The organism is Streptomyces sp. NPDC058008, from assembly GCF_042886395.1.
Taxonomy (GTDB): domain Bacteria; phylum Actinomycetota; class Actinomycetes; order Streptomycetales; family Streptomycetaceae; genus Streptomyces.
Window position 1 is genome coordinate 100,786 of the sequence record NZ_JBHVQX010000003.1, and the last position, 21,015, is coordinate 121,800.

At 72.3% G+C, this 21,015-nt stretch carries 10 protein-coding genes; 4 read left to right on the plus strand and 6 right to left on the minus strand.

All coding sequences use genetic code 11. The features are described 5' to 3' along the window. Positions 1 to 216: 216 nt before the first annotated feature. Complete coding sequence (treS, locus tag ACFVS9_RS04055; protein WP_383118652.1) at positions 217 to 1,923, minus strand: maltose alpha-D-glucosyltransferase; 1,707 nt, start codon at positions 1,921 to 1,923, stop codon at positions 217 to 219. After that, positions 1,920 to 4,013, minus strand: a complete 2,094-nt coding sequence (locus tag ACFVS9_RS04060) for an alpha-1,4-glucan--maltose-1-phosphate maltosyltransferase (RefSeq protein WP_383118653.1) — start codon at positions 4,011 to 4,013, stop codon at positions 1,920 to 1,922. The genes treS and ACFVS9_RS04060 overlap by 4 nt, the downstream gene beginning before the upstream one ends. A 708-nt stretch (positions 4,014 to 4,721) precedes the next feature. On the opposite strand from ACFVS9_RS04060, the gene glgP reads away from it, so the two are divergent. Together glgP and ACFVS9_RS04070 are read left to right on the plus strand one after the other, a co-directional pair. Further along, on the plus strand, positions 4,722 to 7,388 hold the full coding sequence (glgP, locus tag ACFVS9_RS04065; RefSeq protein ID WP_389929888.1) for an alpha-glucan family phosphorylase: 2,667 nt from the start codon (positions 4,722 to 4,724) through the stop codon (positions 7,386 to 7,388). A gap of 180 nt (positions 7,389 to 7,568) precedes the next feature. Continuing rightward, positions 7,569 to 9,380, plus strand: a complete 1,812-nt coding sequence (locus tag ACFVS9_RS04070) for a SpoIIE family protein phosphatase (protein WP_389930081.1) — start codon at positions 7,569 to 7,571, stop codon at positions 9,378 to 9,380. A 99-nt stretch (positions 9,381 to 9,479) separates the two neighbouring features. On the opposite strand, the gene ACFVS9_RS04075 is transcribed toward ACFVS9_RS04070, so the two are convergent. The 4 genes from ACFVS9_RS04075 to glgX all read right to left on the minus strand — a co-directional run bounded on the left by ACFVS9_RS04075 (position 9,480) and on the right by glgX (position 18,059). Further along, positions 9,480 to 11,522, minus strand: a complete 2,043-nt coding sequence (locus ACFVS9_RS04075; protein WP_383117679.1) for a M4 family metallopeptidase — start codon at positions 11,520 to 11,522, stop codon at positions 9,480 to 9,482. Between the two features lie 475 nt (positions 11,523 to 11,997). Next, positions 11,998 to 13,869 (minus strand): ABC transporter ATP-binding protein, encoded by a 1,872-nt coding sequence (locus tag ACFVS9_RS04080; RefSeq protein ID WP_389929890.1) that lies wholly within the window; start codon positions 13,867 to 13,869, stop codon positions 11,998 to 12,000. Beyond that, positions 13,866 to 15,668 (minus strand): ABC transporter ATP-binding protein, encoded by a 1,803-nt coding sequence (locus tag ACFVS9_RS04085; RefSeq protein ID WP_389929892.1) that lies wholly within the window; start codon positions 15,666 to 15,668, stop codon positions 13,866 to 13,868. Before ACFVS9_RS04085 ends, ACFVS9_RS04080 begins: the two co-directional genes overlap by 4 nt. A gap of 156 nt (positions 15,669 to 15,824) precedes the next feature. Continuing rightward, positions 15,825 to 18,059, minus strand: coding sequence for a glycogen debranching protein GlgX (glgX, locus tag ACFVS9_RS04090; protein WP_389929894.1), 2,235 nt, complete (start codon positions 18,057 to 18,059; stop codon positions 15,825 to 15,827). Between the two features lie 155 nt (positions 18,060 to 18,214). Between glgX and ACFVS9_RS04095 the strand changes: the two genes are divergently transcribed. Together ACFVS9_RS04095 and ACFVS9_RS04100 are read left to right on the plus strand one after the other, a co-directional pair. Further along, positions 18,215 to 19,435, plus strand: coding sequence for an Ig-like domain-containing protein (locus tag ACFVS9_RS04095; RefSeq protein WP_383117675.1), 1,221 nt, complete (start codon positions 18,215 to 18,217; stop codon positions 19,433 to 19,435). A 204-nt stretch (positions 19,436 to 19,639) separates the two neighbouring features. Further along, positions 19,640 to 20,890, plus strand: a complete 1,251-nt coding sequence (locus ACFVS9_RS04100) for an Ig-like domain-containing protein (RefSeq protein WP_383117674.1) — start codon at positions 19,640 to 19,642, stop codon at positions 20,888 to 20,890. The last annotated feature ends 125 nt before the right edge of the window (positions 20,891 to 21,015 follow it).

Below are 21,015 nucleotides of genomic sequence, written 5' to 3' on the forward strand. Positions count from 1 at the left end.
ATGCGAAGAGTGTCCCGGATTGCGGCAATGGCTGTCCGGCTGTGCGGGACGTGTCGGGTGAGGAAAGTCCGTACGGACTCGATCGACGGGCCACGAGGAGCCCGGAGGAGCCAGAAGAGCTCGATATGGGGGAGGGTGCCCCGTGCGGGGCGGTGGAAACCGCCCCGCGGGTGGCGCCCCGGGGGTGGGGCGCCGTCGGCCGGCCGCTGCCGGAGGTCAGCCGACCGGGGCGTCCTTCCGCAGCCGGAACCAGTAGAAACCGTGGCCCGCGAGGGTCAGCAGATAGGGCCACCGGCCGACGGCGGGGAAGCGCACCCCGCCGATCAGCTCCACCGGGTGGCGCCCGTCGAAGGCCCGCAGGTCGAGTTCCGTGGGCTGCGCGAACCGCGAGAAGTTGTGGACGCACAGCACGAGGTCGTCCTTGTACTCGCGGGTGAACGCCAGCACCGCCGGGTTCGACGACGGCAGCTCGTTGTACGAGCCGAGGCCGAACGCCGGGTTCTGCTTGCGGATCTCGATCATCCGCCGCGTCCAGTGCAGCAGCGACGACGGCGAGGCCATCGACGCCTCGACGTTGGTGACCTGGTAGCCGTAGACCGGGTCCATGATCGTGGGGAGGTAGAGCCGCCCCGGATCGCTGGAGGAGAAGCCGGCGTTGCGGTCGGGTGTCCACTGCATCGGGGTGCGCACCGCGTCGCGGTCGCCCAGCCAGATGTTGTCGCCCATCCCGATCTCGTCCCCGTAGTAGAGGATCGGCGAGCCGGGCAGGGAGAGCAGCAGCGCGGTGAACAGCTCGATCTGGTTGCGGTCGTTGTCCAGGAGCGGTGCGAGGCGGCGGCGGATGCCGATGTTGGCGCGCATCCGCGGGTCCTTGGCGTACTCCGCGTACATGTAGTCGCGCTCTTCGTCCGTCACCATCTCGAGGGTGAGCTCGTCGTGGTTGCGCAGGAAGATGCCCCACTGGCAGCCCGACGGGATCTCCGGGGTCTTCGCCAGGATCTCCGAGACCGGGTAGCGGCTCTCCCGCCGTACGGCCATGAAGATCCGGGGCATCACCGGGAAGTGGAACGCCATGTGGCACTCGTCGCCGCCGGCCGTGTAGTCGCCGAAGTAGTCGACGACGTCCTCCGGCCACTGGTTGGCCTCGGCCAGCAGCACCGTGTCCGGGTAGTTGGCGTCGATCTCCTTGCGGACCCGCTTGAGGAAGTCGTGGGTCTCGGGGAGGTTCTCGCAGTTCGTGCCCTCGCGCTGGTAGAGGTAGGGCACCGCGTCGACGCGGAAGCCGTCGATGCCGAGGTCCAGCCAGAAGCGCAGGGCCGAGATGATCTCCTCCTGCACCGCCGGGTTCTCGTAGTTGAGATCCGGCTGGTGCGAGAAGAACCGGTGCCAGTAGTACTGCTTGCGGACCGGGTCGAACGTCCAGTTGGACGTCTCCGTGTCGACGAAGATGATCCGCGCGTCCGGGAACTGCTTGTCGTCGTCGGCCCAGACGTAGTAGTCGCCGTACGGCCCGTCGGGGTCGGTGCGGGACTGCTGGAACCAGTCGTGCTGGTCGCTCGTGTGGTTCATGACGAAGTCGATGATCACGCGCATGCCGCGCTGGTGCGAGGCGTCGACGAACTCCACGAAGTCGGCGAGGTCGCCGAATTCGGGCAGCACGGCGGTGTAGTCGGAGACGTCGTAACCACCGTCGCGCAGGGGCGACTTGAAGAACGGCGGCAGCCAGAGGCAGTCGACGCCCAGCCACTGCAGGTAGTCCAGCTTGGCGGTGAGGCCCTTGAGGTCACCGACGCCGTCCCCGTTGGAGTCCTGGAAGGAGCGGACGAGTACCTCGTAGAAGACGGCGCGCTTGAACCAGTCGGGATCGCGGTCCTTGGCGGGAGTGTCCTCGAACAGGTCGTGGACGGGCTCATTGACGATCATGGTGTGGGTGACCCTCCGGTCGGCGGGGACGGTCGCAGGACGGCGATGTGCGCGGGTGTCACACCCGGCTCTAGACGCACATAGAAGGCCCTGCCCCAGTGATAGGTGTCGCCGGTGAGCTCGTCGCGCACCGGCACGCTCTCGTGCCAGTCGAGGCCGAGACGCGGCATGTCCAACGAGACCGTGGCCTCCTGGGTGTGGTGGGGGTCGAGGTTGACCACCACCAGCACGACGTCCTGGCCCGAGCGCTTGCTGTAGACGAGCAGCGCCTCGTTGTCGGCCGAGTGGAAGTGGACGTCGCGCAGTTGCTGGAGTGCCGGATGGCGGCGCCGGATCCGGTTGAGGGCGGTGATCAGGGGGGCGAGCGAGCGGCCTTCACGTTCCGCGGACTCCCAGTCCCTGGGCCTGAGTTGGTATTTCTCGGAGTTCCGGTACTCCTCGCTCCCGGGACGCACCGGGGTGTTCTCGCACAGCTCGAAGCCCGCGTACACGCCCCAGGAGGGGGACAGCGTCGCGGCCAGCACGGCCCGGGACTCGAAGGCGGGACGGCCGCCCTCCTGGAGATGACCGGGAAGGATGTCGGGCGTGTTCACGAAGAAGTTGGGCCGCATGTACGAGGAGCTCTCGCCCGAAAGCTCCGTGACGTACTCGGTGAGTTCCCGCTTCGTGTTACGCCAGGTGAAGTAGGTGTAGGACTGCTGGAAGCCGACCGCGGCCAGCGTGCGCATCATCGCGGGGCGGGTGAAGGCCTCCGCCAGGAAGATCACGTCCGGGTCGGTGCGGTTGATGTCGGCGATCACCTTCTCCCAGAAGACCACCGGCTTGGTGTGCGGGTTGTCGACGCGGAAGATCCGTACGCCGTGCTCCATCCAGAACCGCAGGACGCGGACGCTCTCGCGCACGATCCCGGGCATGTCCTCGTCGAAGGCGACGGGGTAGATGTCCTGGTACTTCTTCGGCGGGTTCTCGGCGTAGGCGATCGTCCCGTCGGCCCGGTGGTGGAACCACTCCGGATGCTCCGTCACCCAGGGGTGGTCCGGGGAGCACTGGAGGGCGAAGTCCAGCGCGATCTCCATCCGCAGGGTGCGGGCCGTCGCCACGAAGTGGTCGAAGTCCTCCAGCGTGCCGAGGCCGGGGTGCACCGCGTCGTGGCCGCCCTCGGCCGAACCGATCGCCCAGGGCACCCCCGGGTCGTCGGGCCCGGCGGTGAGGCTGTTGTCCGGGCCCTTGCGGTGCGTCGTGCCGATCGGGTGCACGGGCGGGAGGTAGACCACGTCGAAGCCCATCGCGGCGACGGCCGGGAGCCGCTCGGCCGCGGTCCTGAAGGTGCCGCCGGCCATCCTGGTGGCCGGTGCGGGGATCTCCGCCGTGACCGCGGGGCTCTTCTTCCGGGCGGCGGCGGTCCTCGCGGTCCCTGCGGCCCTCGGCTTCCGGGCCGGCTTCGCGGGCGCGGCCGGCACCGGCCGCGCGCCCTCGGAGCGCGGGAACAGCTCGTACCAGGAGCCGTACAGGGCGCGCCGGCGTTCGACGGTCAGCGGCAGCGGACGGGAGGCGGTGACCAGTTCGCGCAGGGGGTGGCGGCCCAGGGCCTCGTCCACCTCGGCGGTCAGGGCGGCCGCGAGCCGGGAGGCGGCCGGCAGGTCCGTGTCGCGCAGCGCGTCGACGGCGGCGAGCACGGCCTCGCGCCCGTCCTTCTTGGGCACGCCCTCGGCGGCGCGCTCGTAGAGCCCGGCCCCCTCCTCGAGGACGAGCGCGGTGTCGATGCCCGCAGGGATCTTGATCCGCGCGTGGGTGCGCCAGGTGGTGACCGGGTCGCTCCACGCCTCGACGGTATACGTCCAGGCCCCCTGGGAGGCGGGGGTGACATCGGCGCCCCAGCGGTCCGTGCCGGGGGCGAGCTCACGCATCGGCGTCCAGGGGCCGGGCCGTCCGTTCGCGTCGCACAGGACGACGTTGGCGGCCACGGCGTCGTGGCCCTCACGGAACACGGTGGCGCTGACCTCGAAGGTCTCGCCCTCGACGGCTTTGGCGGGCCGTCTGCCGCAGTCGACGAGCGGACGGACGTCCAGGACGGGAATGCGACCGATCATGGAATCACCTGGGGGTCGGAGCTCGGCATGCACGGCGCGCGACGTGGGCGTGAGGGGCTGACCGCGCGCGCCGCGATGGTGGGGTTGCGTCCTTTGTAACCGCTCGGTCGACGGCTGGCGGGCTGTGGGCATGGCCGCTCCTGTCCGCGTTCACTCGAATGGCACTCGAATGGCAGGTGCGCGGGCGGTTCGGGCTCGGACCGGGGCACCTGGGATGTGCAGCGCGGGGTGTTACCGGGGGAGCCTTCCCACCGGTCCCGGGCGGCCAACCCGGCGGTGTGTTAACTCCTGGGTGCACCCGGTGCACGCGCTGTGGGCCGCGCACCGGTCCCCCGGCCACCACGCGGGCACCTCCGCAGCCTTCCCTGTGGTGCGGGGTGCCACAAGTGCGCGTGAGGAGGGGAAATCAGCCATATCGCCCGTGACAGAAGGGTACGTAACTGGCGCATCTGGCTCAGGGGGAGGCCGGTGCCCGTGCGGCCGGCGTGCCCCAGGTGGCGGGTGTGGCCCCGGAGGCGGCAGGGGGAGGACGCGCCCCGTGCGGTGCCGGGGACGGGGGCGGGCGGACCGCGCCGCGCCGGACCCACTGAGCCGGTCGCGCGCCGTGGCCGCGTACGGCGGCGCCCCGCTACCGTCGAGGGTGACGGAGAGGGCGCCCACCGTCGTGCGTCCCCTCGGATCCGTACGTCCCCTGTAAAGGTGGGATACGTGAAGGCCATTCGTCGGTTCACCGTGCGCCCCGTCCTCCCCGAACCCCTGCGACCGCTCAGCGACCTCGCCCGCAACCTGCGCTGGTCCTGGCACACCGAGACCCGAGAGCTCTTCCGGGCGGCCGACCCGGAGGGCTGGCGGCCCGCGGACGCCGACCCCGTGCGCCTGCTCGGCGCCGTCCCCGCCGCGCGCCTCGCCGAGCTGGCCGGGGACCAGCACTTCATGCGCCGGCTCACCGAGGCGTCCGAGGACCTCCGGGAGTACCTCGGCGGCCCGAGGTGGTATCAGGACCAGCTCTCCCAGGGCGCGGAGCTCCCCGCCGCCATCGCCTACTTCTCCCCCGAATTCGGGGTCACCGCCGCCCTGCCGCAGTACTCGGGCGGGCTCGGCATCCTGGCCGGGGACCACCTGAAGGCCGCCAGCGACCTGGGCGTGCCGCTCATCGGGGTCGGCCTGCTCTACCGGCACGGCTACTTCCGCCAGAGCCTGTCCCGGGACGGCTGGCAGCAGGAGCACTACCCGGTCCTCGACCCGAACGAGCTGCCGCTCACCCTCCTGCGGGAGCCCGACGGCACCCCCAGCAGGGTGATGCTCGCCCTGCCCGGCGGCCGCTCGCTGTACGCCTCCGTCTGGCAGGCACAGGTGGGGCGCGTGCCCCTGCTGCTCCTCGACTCCGACGTCGAGGAGAACGCTCCGGGCGAACGCGACGTCACCGACCGGCTCTACGGCGGCGGCAGCGACCACCGGCTGCTCCAGGAGATGCTGCTCGGCATCGGCGGCGTACGCGCCGTGCGCACCTACTGCCGGCTCACCGGGCACGCCGCGCCCGAGGTGTTCCACACCAACGAGGGGCACGCCGGGTTCCTCGGGCTGGAGCGGATCCGGGAACTCTGCGACACGGGGCTGGACTTCGACGCCGCCCTCGAGGCCGTACGGGCCGGCGCGGTCTTCACCACGCACACGCCGGTCCCCGCCGGGATAGACCGGTTCGACCGCCAGCTCGTGGCCCGTCACTTCGGTGACGACGGCGAGCTGCCGGGGGTCGGTGCCGAGAAGATCCTGCCCCTGGGGACGGAGACCTACGAGGGCGGTGAGCCCGGCCTCTTCAACATGGCGGTGATGGGGCTCCGGCTCGCCCAGCGCGCCAACGGGGTCTCCACCCTGCACGGCGCCGTCAGCCGGGAGATGTTCTCCGGTCTGTGGCCGGGATTCGACCCCTCCGAGGTGCCGATCACCTCGGTGACCAACGGGGTGCACGCCCCGACCTGGGTCGCGCCCGAGGTCCAGCGGCTGGGCGCCGGCCTCTTCGGCTCCGGGTGCGCGGCGAACGCCCTCGCCGGGGCCGGGGCCGGGGCCGAGGGCGGGGCCGCGGGCACCGCCGGGCGCCTGGACACCTTCGCCGACGTCTCCGACCGGGAGGTCTGGGACCTGCGCAGGGGGCTGCGCGAGCAGCTCGTCACCGAGGTGCGCAAGCGCCTCCACGCCTCCTGGCGCCACCGGGGCGCGGGCAGCGCCGAGCTCGGCTGGATCGACGGGGTGCTCGACCCGGACGTGCTGACCATCGGCTTCGCCCGCCGGGTGCCCTCGTACAAGCGGCTGACGCTCATGCTGCACGACCGGGACCGGCTGCGGGAGCTGCTGCTCCATCCGACGCGCCCGATCCAGATCGTCGTGGCGGGCAAGGCCCACCCGGCCGACGACGGCGGCAAGCGGCTGGTCCAGGAACTGGTGCGGTTCGCGGACGACCCCCGGGTGCGCCACCGCATCGTCTTCCTGCCGGACTACGGCATGGGGATGGCGCAGAAGCTCTACCCCGGCTGCGACGTCTGGCTGAACAATCCGCTGCGCCCGCTGGAGGCCTGCGGCACCAGCGGCATGAAGGCGGCGCTCAACGGCTGCCTCAACCTGTCCGTGCGCGACGGCTGGTGGGACGAGTGGTTCGATCCCGACTTCGGCTGGGCGATCCCCACCGCCGACGGGTCGGGCACCGACGAGGCACGGCGGGACGAGCTGGAGGCCAACGCCCTCTACGCGCTGATCGAGGACCGGGTCGCGCCCCGCTTCTACGACCGGGGCTCCGGGGACCTGCCGGAGCGGTGGATCGAGATGGTCCGCAACACCCTGGCCGCCCTCGGCCCCAAGGTCCTCGCGGGCCGCATGGTGCGGGAGTACGTCGAGAGGCTCTACGCCCCCGCGGCGCTGTCCCGCCGGGCGCTGGAACCGGCCGCCGCCCGTGAGCTCGCCGCGTGGAAGACCAGGGTGCGCGCCGCCTGGCCGCAGGTGGCCGTCGATCATGTGGAGGCGTCCGCCGACACCGTCGTCGGCGGTTCCGCGGAGCTGGGGGCCACGCTGGCCCTCCGGGTCCGGGTCGCCCTGGGCGGCCTCGACCCGGAGGACGTGGAGGTGCAGGTGGTGGCCGGGCGGGTCGATTCCGGCGACGCCATCGCGGAGGCGCGGACGTTCCCGCTGAAGCCGGCCGGCGGTCACGACCTGGAGGACCGCCGGCTGTACGAGGGCCCCCTCGCCCTCGACCGTACGGGCCCCTACGGCTACACCGTGCGCGTCCTCCCCTCGCACCGGCTCCTCGCCTCCGGCGCGGAACTCGGGCTGGTCGCGGTGCCCGACGCGGCCACGGGTGACGGCGGCGGGGTGCTCCTGCGCTGACACCGCCGTCCCGGCCGGGCCCCGCGCACCGCCGCGCGGGGCCCCGCCCTGTGCCGCCGGGAAACCGGCAGGGGTGATTTCGGCGTGATCTCGCTAACATGACAGCCCTGCCGGTGTGGCCCCCGCGGCCACCGACGTGACAGCGAGGCGTCCCGACGGACGCGAGTGGAGGTCAGCACGGTGAACGGCGGCGGAGGCCGAGCGAGACGCCTGACCCGTCGGCTGGCCGCGCGCAACGGCACCTCACGGCATGTGAACGTCCGCCGCTCGCAGCCCGCCGTGCCACCGCGCGGCGACCGCTTCACCACCGCCGCCCGGATGCGCTGGCTCAACGAGGCGAGCACCCGGATCGGCACGACGCTCGACCTGGAGCGCACGGCCGAGGAACTGGCCGGATTCAGCGTCCCGCGACTCGCCGACGGCGCCGCCGTCGACCTGCTGGAGTCGGTGCTGCGCGGCGAGGAGGGCGAACGCGTCACCGGAGCGGCGGTGCCCGTCACCCGCGCCATGGCGGTACGGGCCATCGACGCCCTGAACGGACTCGAACCCGCCCCCGTGGGCGAGGTGGTCGACCGCAGGGAGCGCCGCGAGACGCTGCTGACCACCGAGTGCCTGCGCAACGGGCGCCCCGTGCTGGTCAGCAGGATGACCGCGCAGGACTACGCGCGCGTGGCGCCGACGCCGAGCGCGGAGGTGGCCATGCGGCGGCAGGGCGTCCACAGCTACATGGCGGTGCCGCTGGTCGCCCGTGGCGTCCTGCTGGGCTCCGCGGACTTCGTACGCGCCGGCGACAGCCCGCCCTTCAACCGCGCGGACCTGGGGCTGGCAGGTCAACTTGCTTCCATGGCAGCCGTGTTCATGGACAACGCCCGGCTCTACGGCCGCGAGCGCGAGCACGTCGTCTCGCTCCAGCGCACCCTGCTCCCGCGCGCCACGCCGCACACCCCGGGCCTGCGGGTGCACGCCCACTACGCGCCCGCCGTCGACGCGCACGGGGTGGGCGGGGACTGGTACGACGTGGTGGCCCTGCCCAGCGGGCGTACCGCCCTGGTCGTCGGCGACGTCACCGGCCACGGCCTGCCGGCCGCCGCCACGATGGGCCGGCTGCGGACCGTCGCCCGTACGCTGATGATGCTGGACATCGCGCCCGACCGGCTGCTCGCCCGGCTCGACCTGGCGACCCGCGATCTGGAGGACGACCAGGTCGCCACCTGTCTGTGCGCCGTCTACGACCCGGCCGACTCCAGCTACACGATCGCGAGCGCCGGCCACCCGCCGCCGCTCCTGGTGGACGCGGGAGGGACCGCCCGCTACGTCGACGTGCCGGTCGGAGCGCCGCTGGGCGCCGGGGTCATCCCCTACGACCCGCTGCGGCTGCGGGGGCCGGTGGGCGGCAGGCTCGTGTTCTACACCGACGGGCTGATCAAGACGCGCACCGACGACGTGGACGTACAACTGGAGGGGCTGCGCGCCTCCGTGGCCTCGATGTCGCCCGAACAGCTCGACGCCGGGGGGCCGCTCACCTCGCCCCGGCAGGACGACGGACGGTTCGACGAGGCGGTGCTGCTCGTCGCCGGGGGCCATGAACTGCCCCCCGGTACACGGCTGCGGGAGTGGGACCTGCCCACGGACGGCAACCCCGCCTCCACCGCCCGCAGACTGGTCACCGAGCAGCTCGCGCGGTGGGAGCTGTCCGAGCTCGCCGACGTGACGGAGCTGGTGGTCAGCGAGCTGGTCGGCAACGCCCTGCGTTACGGCGGCGGTCCCGGCCGGCTCCGGCTGCTGTGCGACGAGCGGCTCCAGGTGGAGCTGGCCGACACCGGGCCGGACCTGCCGCAGATCCAGCACGCCGACGTCAGTGACGAGGGGGGCCGGGGCCTCCAGCTGATCAACCTGCTGTGCCGCCGGTGGGGTTCGTGCCGCACGGCGACCGGCAAGATCGTCTGGGCCGAGCAGAACATGCCGGGCCGGGACGCGGAACCCGCCTCCTGACCACGGGGAACGGCCCCGGGGAGCATGCTCCCCGGGGCCGTTCCGCCCTGCCTTGGGTGGTACCGGGCCGACGGCCCGTTCAGCGTCCCCGGAGGGTGCTCAGAAGGTGAGCTTGACGCTGTTGAAGGTGCCGGTGTCGCCCGAGTAGGCGTCCTGGACCCTCAGGTTCCACGTGCCGTTGGCCACCACGGACGAGGCGTTGACCGTGTAGGTCTCCACCACGTTGTCCGCCGAGTCGCTCGACGAGGAGTTCTTCAGCCGGAACGCCGTCCCGTTCGGGGCGACCAGGTCGAGGACCAGGTCACCTCGGTAGGTGTGGGTGATGTCCACCGCCACCGACAGGGCGCTGGGGGCGTTGCCGGTGATGCCGCTGACGACGATCGGGAAGTTGGTGGTGCTGACGTCGGCGATGGCCTTGCCGGTCGTGTTCTGGAAGACCGTGCCGCCCGGGGTGGAGCCGCCGCCGGGGCGGGAGCCCACGGCGATGCCGGCCCAGGCGTTGGCGACCCCGGCGTACTCGGCGCTCGTGGTGCCGTACAGCTCACCGGCCACGGCGAGCGTGCCCGTGCGGGCCGCCGCGTAGTTCGTGGTGGAGGTGAACTTCGTGGTGAGCGCCTTGAACCAGATCTGAAGCGCCTTGTCCCGGCCGATGCCGGTCACCGGAAGGCCGTCGGCCGTCGGGGAGTTGTAGGACACCCCGTTGACGGTCTTGGCGCCGCTGCCCTCGGAGAGCAGGTAGAAGAAGTGGTTGGCCGGGCCCGAGGAGTAGTGGACGTCGATCGAGCCGAGGCCCGAGTACCAGGAGTCCTTCGACGCGCCGTCCTTGCTCGGCTTGTCCATGTAACGCAGCGGCGTGCCGTCGCCGTTGATGTTGATCTTCTCGCCGACCAGGTAGTCGCCCGGGTCGGTGGCGGTGTTGGAGTAGAACTCCACGCCCGCCGCGAAGATGTCCGAGGTGGCCTCGTTGAGGCCGCCGGACTCGCCGCTGTAGTTGAGGCCGGCGGTGTTGGAGGTGACGCCGTGCGTCATCTCGTGGGCCGCGACGTCCAGCGAGGTCAGGGGCGCGAGGTTGCCGCTGCCGTCACCGTAGGTCATGCAGAAGCAGCTGTCGGACCAGAAGGCGTTGACGTAGCTGTTGCCGTAGTGGACACGGGAGTACGCGCCCACGCCGTTGCCCTTGATGCCGGTGCGGCCCATGACGTTCTTGTAGAAGTCCCAGGTCTCGGCGGCACCGTAGTGCGCGTCGGCGGCGGCCGTCTCGGTGTTCGACGCCAGGCCGTTGCCCCAGATGTCGTCGGTGCCGGAGAACAGGGTCCCGGTGCCGGACGTACCGCGGTTCAGGTTGTACGTCTTGTGGCTGCCGCGCGCGGTGTCGGTCAGGTTGTACGAGGTGCCGGAGCCCGAGGTCCCCAGCGTCACCTGGCCGCTGTACTGCGTGTTGCCGGTGCCGGTCTCGATGGCCTGCCACTCGAAGAGCTTGGCGCCCGAGGAGGCGTCCGTGATGACGTGCAGCTCGTTCGGGGTGCCGTCGTGCTGGAAGCCGCCGACGACGGTCTCGTAGGCGAGCTGCGGGGTGCCGCTCGCCGCCCAGACGACCTTGCGCGGGGCCTTGCTCGCCTCGGTGCTCTTCGAGCCGTCGGCCGCGGCGGCGGTCAGCGCCTGCTTCTCGGCCGTGGCCGGCGCGATGTCCGCCGTGGTGCCGACGGCCTTCAGCTGGGCGCCGGTCGCCCTGGACGCCTTGGTGACGCCCTCGGTCGCGCCGGACTTCGACTCCGCCACGACCAGGTCGCCGCCGAGGACGGGGAGACCGCCGAGCGTGCGCTCGTAGCGGGTGTGGGTGGTGCCGTCGACGTCCTTGACGACGTCGCGGACCACGAGCTCCTCCGTGGCGCCGAGCCCGAGCTTCTCCGCGGTGGCCGCCTTGGTGGCGTTGGCCTCGCTGAGCAGTTCGGCGCGCTGTGAGGGGGAGAGCTTCGCGGGGAGCGCGCCGGGGTCGGCGCCCTTCACCGCCGCGGCGGGGGCCGCGGAGGCGCTTTCGGGGGCGGCCGTTGCGGCACCGCCCTGCATTCCTACGGCGAGCAGGGCGGCTGCGGCTATCAGAGCGCCGGTCGCGGTGGCACGACGGCTGGGCGTGGGTCTCACGCGGACTCCTTCTGCGAGGGGGGCGACGGCCGACCGATGAGTGGGCCGGGCAGAGCAGGCGGTGCGTGGAACGGGGGAAGAGTGCCAGCAGGAGCATGTGTATGTCAGGACCGCGTCAACACATTGGCCGGAAGTCGTCCGTTGCCGGAAGTGCTGTGTTCGTTAACCGGACGTTTCGCCGTGTGTCATCCGGGTGCCGTGCGCGGCGTGCCCGGAGCGCGTGAAGCCTTGCGCCGCAGGGTGAGTTGAGATTCCGCGCGGGTGTGCGGTGTTCGAACCGGAGAGCACGGAAAGGGGGATGACCACGGGCTGAGACGGCGTGGAACTGTGGCCAGTTCCACGCCGTCCCGCAGGGCCGTGATCCGCCGGTCCCGCCGCGCCTCCCACCGGACGGCCGGGCCGAGGTGCCGGGCCGCTTCGGGATCCGTTCCGGGACGGGCCGCCGGGGAGCCGGGAGCGTCGGGGGCCCGGGCCCTCAGGCCAGGCTCTCCCGCCACGCCCGGTGCAGGCCCGCGAACCGCCCGGTGCCACCGATGAGTTCGGCCGGTGAGCCGTCCTCCACGATCCGGCCGTGCTCCATCACCAGGACCCGGTCCGCGATCTCCACCGTCGACAGCCGGTGCGCGATCACCACCGCGGTGCGTCCGCGCAGCACGGTGTCCATCGCCCGCTGCACCGCCCGCTCACCCGGGACGTCCAGCGAGCTCGTCGCCTCGTCGAGGATCAGCACCGCGGGGTCCGCCAGCAGCGCCCGGGCGAACGCCACGAGCTGGCGCTGGCCCGCGGAGATCCGGCCGCCCCGCTTGCGGACGTCCGTGTCGTACCCGTCGGGCAGGGAGCTGATGAAGTCGTGCGCCCCGATGGCCTTGGCCGCGTGCTCGATCTCCTCGGGCGTCGCCTCCGGGCGGCCGATCGCGATGTTCTCGGCGATCGTCCCGGAGAACAGGAACGCCTCCTGGGTCACCATCACCACCCCCCGCCGCAGCTCGGCCGTCGCCAGGTCACGCAGATCGGTGCCGTCCAGCAGCACCCGTCCCCGCGTCGGGTCGTAGAAGCGGGCCAGCAGCTTGGCCAGCGTCGACTTGCCCGCGCCCGTCGAGCCGACCACGGCCACGGTCTGGCCCGCCGGGATCGTCAGGCCGAAGGTGGGCAGGACCTCGCCGCCCGTGCGGTACGCGAACCGCACCCCGTCGAAGGTGACCTCACGGCCCGGGATCCCACCGGCACGGGCGGGCAGCGCCTTCGGCGCCACCGGCTCGGGGACCGCGGGCGTCTGCGCCAGCAGCCCCGCGATCTTCTCCAGCGAAGCGGCCGCCGACTGGTAGGAGTTGAGGAACATCGCGAGCCGGTCGATCGGGTCGTACAGCCGCCGCAGGTACAGCACCGCCGCGGCGAGCACGCCGAGCGCCAGCGTGTCCGACGCCACCCGGTAGGCGCCCCACAGCACCATCGCGGCCACCGCCGTGTTGGCGACCAGCCGGGAGCCGACGACGTAGCGGGCCATCTCCAGCAGCGCGTCGCCGTTCCTGCGCTCGTGGGCGCGGTTGAACACCGCGAAGGCCTCGTCGTTGGCCCGCTCCCTGCGGAAGGCCTGCACGGGACGGATCCCGTTCATCGTCTCGGCGAACTTCACGATGACGGAGGCGATCGCCGTGGAGCGCGCCGTGTACGCCGTGGCCGCCCGCCGCCGGTAGCCGCGCACCAGCAGGTACAGGGGGACGAAGGACGCCACGGCGATGGCACCGATCCCCAGGTCGAGCCAGAGCAGCATCAGCGAGATCGACACGAACGACAGGATCACCCCCACCAGTTCCTGGAGTCCCTCGCTCAGCAGCTCGCGCAGGGACTCCACGTCCGTGGTCGAGCGGGAGATCAGCCGGCCCGAGGTGTAGCGCTCGTGGAAGTCCACGCTCAGCGCCTGCGCGTGGCGGAAGATCCGGCCGCGCAGATCGAGCAGCACGTCCTGGTTGATCCGGGCGGCCGCCCGGATGAAGGCGTACTGGAGGATCCCCGCACCGGCCGCGCACACCGCGTACCCGATGCCCACGGCGGCCAGCGGGCCGTAGTCGTGGTCCCGGAAGGCGGGCACACCGCTGTCGATGGCGTAGGCGACCAGCAGCGGCCCCGCCTGTACGGCGGCCTGCTGGAGGACCAGCAGCAGGGTGGTCACGGCCACCCTGGCCCGCATGGGCGCGAGCAGGGAGGCCAGCAGCGACCGGGTGGCACCGCGGGGGGCGGGCAGGGCGTCGGCGTCGAACGGGTCGCCGCCGCCCCCCTCCCGGCCGGGCGCCTGTCCGGGCAGGTCCTCGTCGGCCGGCGCGGGCCCGTCGGCAGTCGTACTGGTCATCGGGTGCTGCCCTCCTCGGGGACGAGGACACCGGTCTCCCGGCCTCCCGACATCAGCCAGGCGTACTCGGTGTTGGTGCGCAGGAGTTCCTGGTGGGTCCCCACGGCGCTGATCCGGCCCTCCGACAGCAGTGCCACCCGGTCGGCCAGCATCACCGTGGACGGCCGGTGGGCGACGACCACGGCCGTCGTGTCCTCCAGCACGCGCCGCAGCGCCGCCTCCACCAGCGCCTCCGTGTGCACGTCCAGGGCGGAGAGCGGGTCGTCGAGCACCAGGAAGCGCGGCCCCCCGACGACGGCACGGGCCAGCGCGAGGCGCTGCCGCTGGCCGCCGGACAGGCTCAGCCCCTGCTCGCCCACCTGTGTGTCCACGCCCTGCGGCAGTTCGTCGACGAAGCCGGCCTGCGCGACCGACAGGGCCCGGCGCAGCTCCTGTTCACCGGCGCCCTCGGCGCCCATCAGCACGTTCTCCCCGACGGACGCCGAGAAGAGGGTGGGCTCCTCGAAGGCCACCGACACCAGCTCGCGCAGCCGGGGGCGCTCCATCGTGGCGATGTCCTCGCCGTCCAGCAGGATCCGGCCACCGGTGACCTCGTGCAGCCGGGGGACGAGCGCCGTCAGGGTCGTCTTGCCGGAACCCGTGGCGCCCACCAGGGCCATCGTCTCGCCGGGCCGGACCCGCAGGTCGATCCGGCCCAGGACGGGCGGTGAGCCGGGCTCCGCGTCGGGGTAGCGGAACTCCACCCCGTCGAAGACGATCCCCTGCCCGGTGCCCTCCGCCGCCGCTTCCGGCGTCCCGGACGCCGGCTCCTCCCCGACGTCCATGACCTCGAAGAAACGGTCGGCGGCCGTCGCCGACTCCTGGCTCATCGCGAGCAGGAAGCCGATCGACTCGACCGGCCAGCGCAGGGCGAGGGCCGTCGAGAGGAACGCCACGAGGGTGCCCGCCGACAGGGTGCCGTCCGCCACCTCGATCGTGCCGAGCACCAGCGCGGCACCGATGGCCAGCTCGGGAATGGCGGTGATGAGGGCCCAGATGCCCGCGAGCAGCCGTGCCTTGCCCAGCTCCGTGGTGCGCAGCCGCCGGGCGAGCTCCCGGAAGGCCAGTGCCTGGCTCCGGTTGCGGCCGAAGCCCTTGACGATGCGGATGCCCAGCACGCTCTCCTCGACGACCGTCGTCAGATCACCGACCTGGTCCTGTGCCCTGCGCGCCACCAGCGCGTACTTCGTCTCGAAGAGCGAGCACAGGACCATCAGGGGGACGGCGGGTGCCAGCAGCACCAGCCCGAGCGACCACTCCTGGGCGAACAGGATGACGAAACCGACCAGGATCGTCGTGCTGTTGACCAGGAGGAACGTCAGCGGGAAGGCCAGGAACATGCGCAGCAGCATCAGGTCCGTGGTCCCGCGCGAGAGCAGCTGTCCCGAAGGCCAGCGGTCGTGGAAGGCCACCGGCAGCCGTTGCAGATGGCGGTAGAGGTCGGCGCGCATCGCGGCCTCGACACCGGCCAGCGGCCGGGCCACGAGCCACCGCCTGAGCCCGAACAGCCCCGCCTCGGCGATCCCCAGCAGCAGCAGCCAGAGCGCTCCCAGCCACACCCCGCCCGGATCGCGGTCCGCCACCGGACCGTCCACCATCCACTTCAGGACGAGCGGGATCACCAGGGCGAGACAGGAGGCGGTGACCGCCACGAGGGCAGCACCGATCCAGCGCGCACGCACCGGTCTGACGTAGGGCCACAGGCGCAGGAGGGAGCGCACGGCGGACCGGTCCGTGGGCTCTGCAGGTTTTTCGGGCATCAGGAGCGAGCCTATGGTTCACCACTGACATCGCTCACATGGTTTTCGGCCGCGCGCCGCCGGCCGGAGTGCCCCGTCAGCTGATCGGCCGATGCCGGGGGCGGCCCCGGGCGGGCCGTACCCCACGGGCACGGCGTCCCCGGCGCGGCGGCCCCCTCACCCGGCCACCCGCAGCAGCAGCACCGACCTGCCCCGGACCGTGAGCGCCGTGCCGCCCGGGTGAAGGGTGCCCGGGGCCGCGGACTGCTCCTCGCGCGAGGTGTCCACGACCAGTTCGTAGGACCCGGCCCAGGGCGGGCCCGGGAGGCGGAACTCGCGGTCCCGGTGGTCCGCGTGCAGGACCGCCAGGAAGCTGTCGTCGGTGATCTGCCCGCCCGTGGCGTCCCTGCCCGGGATGTCGCGGCCCGACAGGTAGAGACCGAGCGTCGCCGCCGGGGCGTACCAGTCGGCCTCCGTCATCTCCACGCCCTGCGCGGTGAACCACGCCAGGTCCCGCAGACCGTCCGGGGCCTGCGGCGTACCGGCGAAGAAGGCGCGGCGGCGCAGCACCGGATGGCGGTGGCGCAGGGCCAGCACCCGGGAGGTCAGCTCGGTCAGTTCCCGCCACCCGGGGTCCTCCCGCAGCGACCAGTCCAGCCAGCCGGTCTCGTCGTCCTGGCAGTAGGCGTTGTTGTTGCCGCCCTGTGTACGTCCCATCTCGTCGCCCGCCACCAGCATCGGCACCCCGGTGGACAGGAGCAGCGTGGTCAGGAGGTTGCGCAGCTGCCGCCGGCGCAGGGCGTTGACGCCGGGGTCGTCGGTCTCGCCCTCGGAACCGCAGTTCCAGGCGCGGTTGTCGTCCGTGCCGTCGCGGTTGCCCTCTCCGTTGGCCTCGTTGTGCTTGTGCTCGTAGCTCACCAGGTCGCGCAGGGTGAAACCGTCGTGCGCGGTGACGAAGTTGACCGAGGCGTACGGGCGCCGCCCGCCCCAGGCGTACAGGTCGCTGGACCCGGTGAGGCGGTAGCCGAGGTCGCGCACGTCGGGGAGCGCGCCGCGCCAGAAGTCGCGTACCGCGTCCCGGTAGCGGTCGTTCCACTCGGTCCACAGCGGCGGGAACGCGCCGACCTGGTAGCCCCCGGTGCCGACGTCCCAGGGCTCCGCGATCAGCTTGACCCTGCGCAGTACGGGGTCCTGGGCGATCACGGCGAGGAAGGGGGAGAGCATGTCGACGTCGTGCATCGAGCGGGCGAGCGCCGCAGCGAGGTCGAAGCGGAAGCCGTCGACGCCCATCTCCGTCACCCAGTAGCGGAGCGAGTCCGTGATCAGCCGGAGCACCTGCGGCCGCACCACGTGCAGGGTGTTCCCGCAGCCGGTGTAGTCGGCGTAGCGCCGGGCGTCGGGCGGGAGGCGGTAGTAGCCGCGGTTGTCGATGCCGCGCAGCGACAGCGTCGGGCCCAGCTCACCCGCCTCCGCCGTGTGGTTGTAGACCACGTCGAGGATGACCTCGATACCGGCGTCGTGCAGGGCGCGCACCATCTGCTTGAACTCGCCGACCTGCCGGCCCGCCGTGCCGCCGGCCGCGTAGTCCGCGTGCGGCGCGAAGTAGCCGATGGAGTTGTAGCCCCAGTAGTTGCGCAGCCCGCGGCGCAGCAGGTGGTCCTCGTGGGCGAACTGGTGGACCGGGAGGAGTTCGACGGCGGTCACCCCGAGGCGGCGCAGGTGGCCGATCGCGGCGGGGTGGGCCAGTCCGGCGTAGGTGCCGCGCAGCTCGGGCGGGATGTCCGGGTGGAGCTTGGTGAAGCCGCGTACGTGCAGTTCGTAGATGACGGAGTCCGCCCACGGCGTCTTGGGCCGGCGGTCCTGCGCCCAGTCGTCGTCGTCGTGCACCACGACGGCCTTGGGGACGTACGGCGCCGAGTCGCGGTCGTCGCGCACGGTGTCGGCGACGTGCTGCTCGGGCCAGTCCCGCACGTGGCCGTACACCTCGGGCGGGAGGGTGAACGAGCCGTCCACCGCGCGGGCGTACGGGTCGAGGAGGAGCTTCGCCGCGTTCCAGCGGGCGCCGGTCCACGGGTCCCAGCGGCCGTGCACCCGGTAGCCGTAGCGCTGTCCGGCGCCGACGCCGGGGACGAAGCCGTGCCAGATCTCGTGGGTCAGCTCGGTCAGCGGGAGCCGCGTCTCGGCGCCCCGCCCGTCGAAGAGGCAGAGCTCGACGGCCTCGGCGCCGCCGGCCCAGAGCGCGAAGTTGGTGCCCGCCACCCCGTCCGGCCCGGTGCGGAAACGGGCTCCCAGCGGCATCGGGGTGCCCGGCCATACGGGTGGTTCCTGCTGCCCGTCCACGCGGTCCGGCCGGTCCGCCGCGACCCTCCCCGCCGTACGGGGCGTCTCCTCCTGCTCGGCTGTGCTCGACACCTCTCAGCCTCCTGCGGCTCGTAGGAGCGGCCATCCGCGGAAGGCGGCCGCGGCGTCCCGGCCGCGGCCTTCCCGGCGGTGTCCTCCCCTCTGTTGTGCCCACCGGCGGCCCCGCACTCACGTTTCCCCGGGGCGGCCGCGTCGTTGGGGGGAGCGTGAACCACGAAGCGAAGAGAGCACGGGCGGGTTCGGCCGCCGTGCTGACATGGGCAGGACTGTTCACCGTGCTGGCCCTGCTGACGGGCTGCACCCGGGCGACGTCGTTCTTCGGTGACGACCGGTCACCCGGGGACGCCATCCGGATCGTCCCCAAGGACGGTGCCCGGAACGTCGGCGCGGACAGCCGGCTGGAGGTGACCGTCCCCGACGGACGGCTGGAGCGGGTGAAGGTGACCCGGATGGAGGACGCGGAACACCAGGAGGTGCCGGGCCGGATCGCCGGGGACGGCCGTTCGTGGGCCCCCCGGGACGCCGGACACCGGCTCGGGCTGGCCGGGAAGTACAGCGTGGAGGCCGTCGCCGTCGACGGCGACGGCCACCGCTCGGCGCGCAGCACCACGTTCACCACCCTGGTCCCCGAGGACCGCTTCATCGGCTACTTCAAACCGGAGAACCGGTCCACCGTGGGCACGGGGATGATCGTCTCCTTCGACTTCAGCCGGCCCGTCACGCGCCGCGCCGCGGTGGAGAGGGCGATCAGGATCACCACCGACCCGGAGACGGAGGTCGTCGGCCACTGGTTCGGCGAGGACCGGCTCGACTTCCGCCCCGAGGAGTACTGGGAGCCCGGCACCCGGGTCACCGTCGACGTGGGCCTGCGCGACGTGGAGGGCGCGCCCGGCGTGTACGGCAGCCAGCGCAAGAAGGTGACCTTCGTGGTGGGCCGCTCCCAGACGTCCCTGGTGGACGCCCGGGCGCACACGATGGAGGTGCGCCGGGACGGGGAGCTCATCAGCACGGTGCCGATCACCGCGGGCGCCGCGCGGACGACCTCCTACAACGGGAAGATGGTGGTCTCCGAACTGCACGACGTGACCCGCATGGACGGCAGCACCGTCGGCTACGGCGGTGAGTACGACATCAAGGACGTGCCCCACGCCATCCGGCTGACGAAGTCGGGGACCTTCCTGCACGGCAACTACTGGGAGTCCCCGGACATCTTCGGCTCCGAGAACACCAGCCACGGCTGCATCGGGCTGCGCGACGTGAAGGGCGGCAGCTCCGACACCCCGGCCGGCTGGTTCTTCGAGCGGACGCTCGTGGGCGACGTCGTCGAGGTGGTCAACTCCACCGACCGCACCGTCGATCCGGCCAACGGCCTCGGCGGGTGGAACCTCGCCTGGGCGCGGTGGAAGGCGGGCTCGGCCCTGCGCTGAACCCCGGCCCGACCTGCGACGGTCCCGGAGGCATGGCCTCCGGGACCGTCCCGCGTCCCGGTGGAACGACTTGGGACGGAACGGTGACATTCCGGGGAACTCCTCCCCACCTGCGGTGTGATTATCTTGCGCCGAGCGTGCACGTACAGCGCGCGGGGGTGCGGGCCATGGCGGGGCCAGGCCGTGCGAGGGGAGACGACCACAGTGAACGGGCAGCAGATATCCGGGGCATGGGCCGGCGCGGGCGGGGAGCGGCGCGGGCGGGGAGCCCGCGGACTCCTCGCCCTCGGCATGGGCGCGATGCTGTTGCTGGTGACCGCGTGCGGGGGCAGCGGAGCCGCCGCCGACAAGGACGGCGCGCGGCCGGGGGCGAAGGCCGAGGACACCAGCGCCTCGCAGGCCGTGGTCACCGTCGCGCCCAAGGACGGCGCCGACGGCGTGGCGACCAGCGGGGCGCTGAAGGTCTCGGCCGCCGACGGCAAGCTGAGCGCGGTGAAGGTCGCCGACCCCGAGGGCAAGGCCGTCGAGGGCAAGATAGCCGGGGACGGCCTGAGCTGGGTCCCCGATCGCCACCTGGCCGCCGCGACCAAGTACACGGTGCACGCGGTCGCCAAGGACGGCAAGGGCCGCGAGTCGGCGAAGGACACCAGCTTCACGACGCTGGTGCCGGAGAACACCTTCATCGGCCAGTACACGCCCGAGGACGGCTCGACCGTCGGCGTGGGCATGCCGGTGTCGATCCACTTCACCCGGGGCATCACCGACCCGGCCGCCGTGGAGAAGGCGATCAGCGTGACGGCGGAGCCGGCCGTCCCGGTCGAGCCCCACTGGTTCGGCAACGACCGCCTCGACTTCCGCCCCGAGGACTACTGGGCGGCGGGCACCAAGGTGACGCTGCGCCTCGACCTCGACGGCGTCGAGGGACGGCCGGGGGTCTACGGCAAGCAGGCCAAGACCGTGAAGTTCACCATCGGCCGCAGCCAGGTCTCCACGGTCGACGCGAGCTCCCACCGGATGAAGGTGGTCCGTGACGGCAAGCAGATCAAGGACATCCCGATCTCCGCGGGTGCCCCGGCCACGACCACGTACAACGGCCAGATGGTCATCAGCGAGAAGCTCAAGGTGACCCGGATGAACGGCGACACCGTCGGCTTCGGCGGCGAGTACGACATCAAGGACGTCCCGCACGCGATGCGGCTGTCCACCTCCGGCACCTTCATCCACGGCAACTACTGGGGCGCGTCCGGCATCTTCGGCTCGACGAACACCAGTCACGGCTGCGTCGGCCTGCGGGACGTGCGCGGCGCCTGGGACAGCAAGACCCCCGCCGCGTGGCTCTTCGACAACTCGCTGATCGGCGACGTGGTCGTCGTGAAGAACTCCAAGGACAAGGTCATCCAGCCGGACAACGGCCTCAACGGCTGGAACATGGACTGGGCGGAGTGGACCAAGTAGGCCCCCGCCCGTAGGCGGAGGCGGGGCGGGGGCCGGGGGGGGGGCCCAGGGCCCCGGGGCCCCCCGCGTGGTGGGTGGTGTAATGGAGCCCCCAGCCGGGAACCCCGCATGTATAGGCAGGCGGG

What these genes read in the sequence shown, in the direction of transcription:
- treS (WP_383118652.1), bottom strand. Translation starts at nt 1,923, where the DNA reads ATGATCGTCAATGAGCCCGTCCACGACCTGTTCGAGGACACTCCCGCC.
- ACFVS9_RS04060 (WP_383118653.1), bottom strand. Translation starts at nt 4,013, where the DNA reads ATGATCGGTCGCATTCCCGTCCTGGACGTCCGTCCGCTCGTCGACTGC.
- ACFVS9_RS04080 (WP_389929890.1), bottom strand. Translation starts at nt 13,869, where the DNA reads ATGACCAGTACGACTGCCGACGGGCCCGCGCCGGCCGACGAGGACCTG.
- ACFVS9_RS04085 (WP_389929892.1), bottom strand. Translation starts at nt 15,668, where the DNA reads ATGCCCGAAAAACCTGCAGAGCCCACGGACCGGTCCGCCGTGCGCTCC.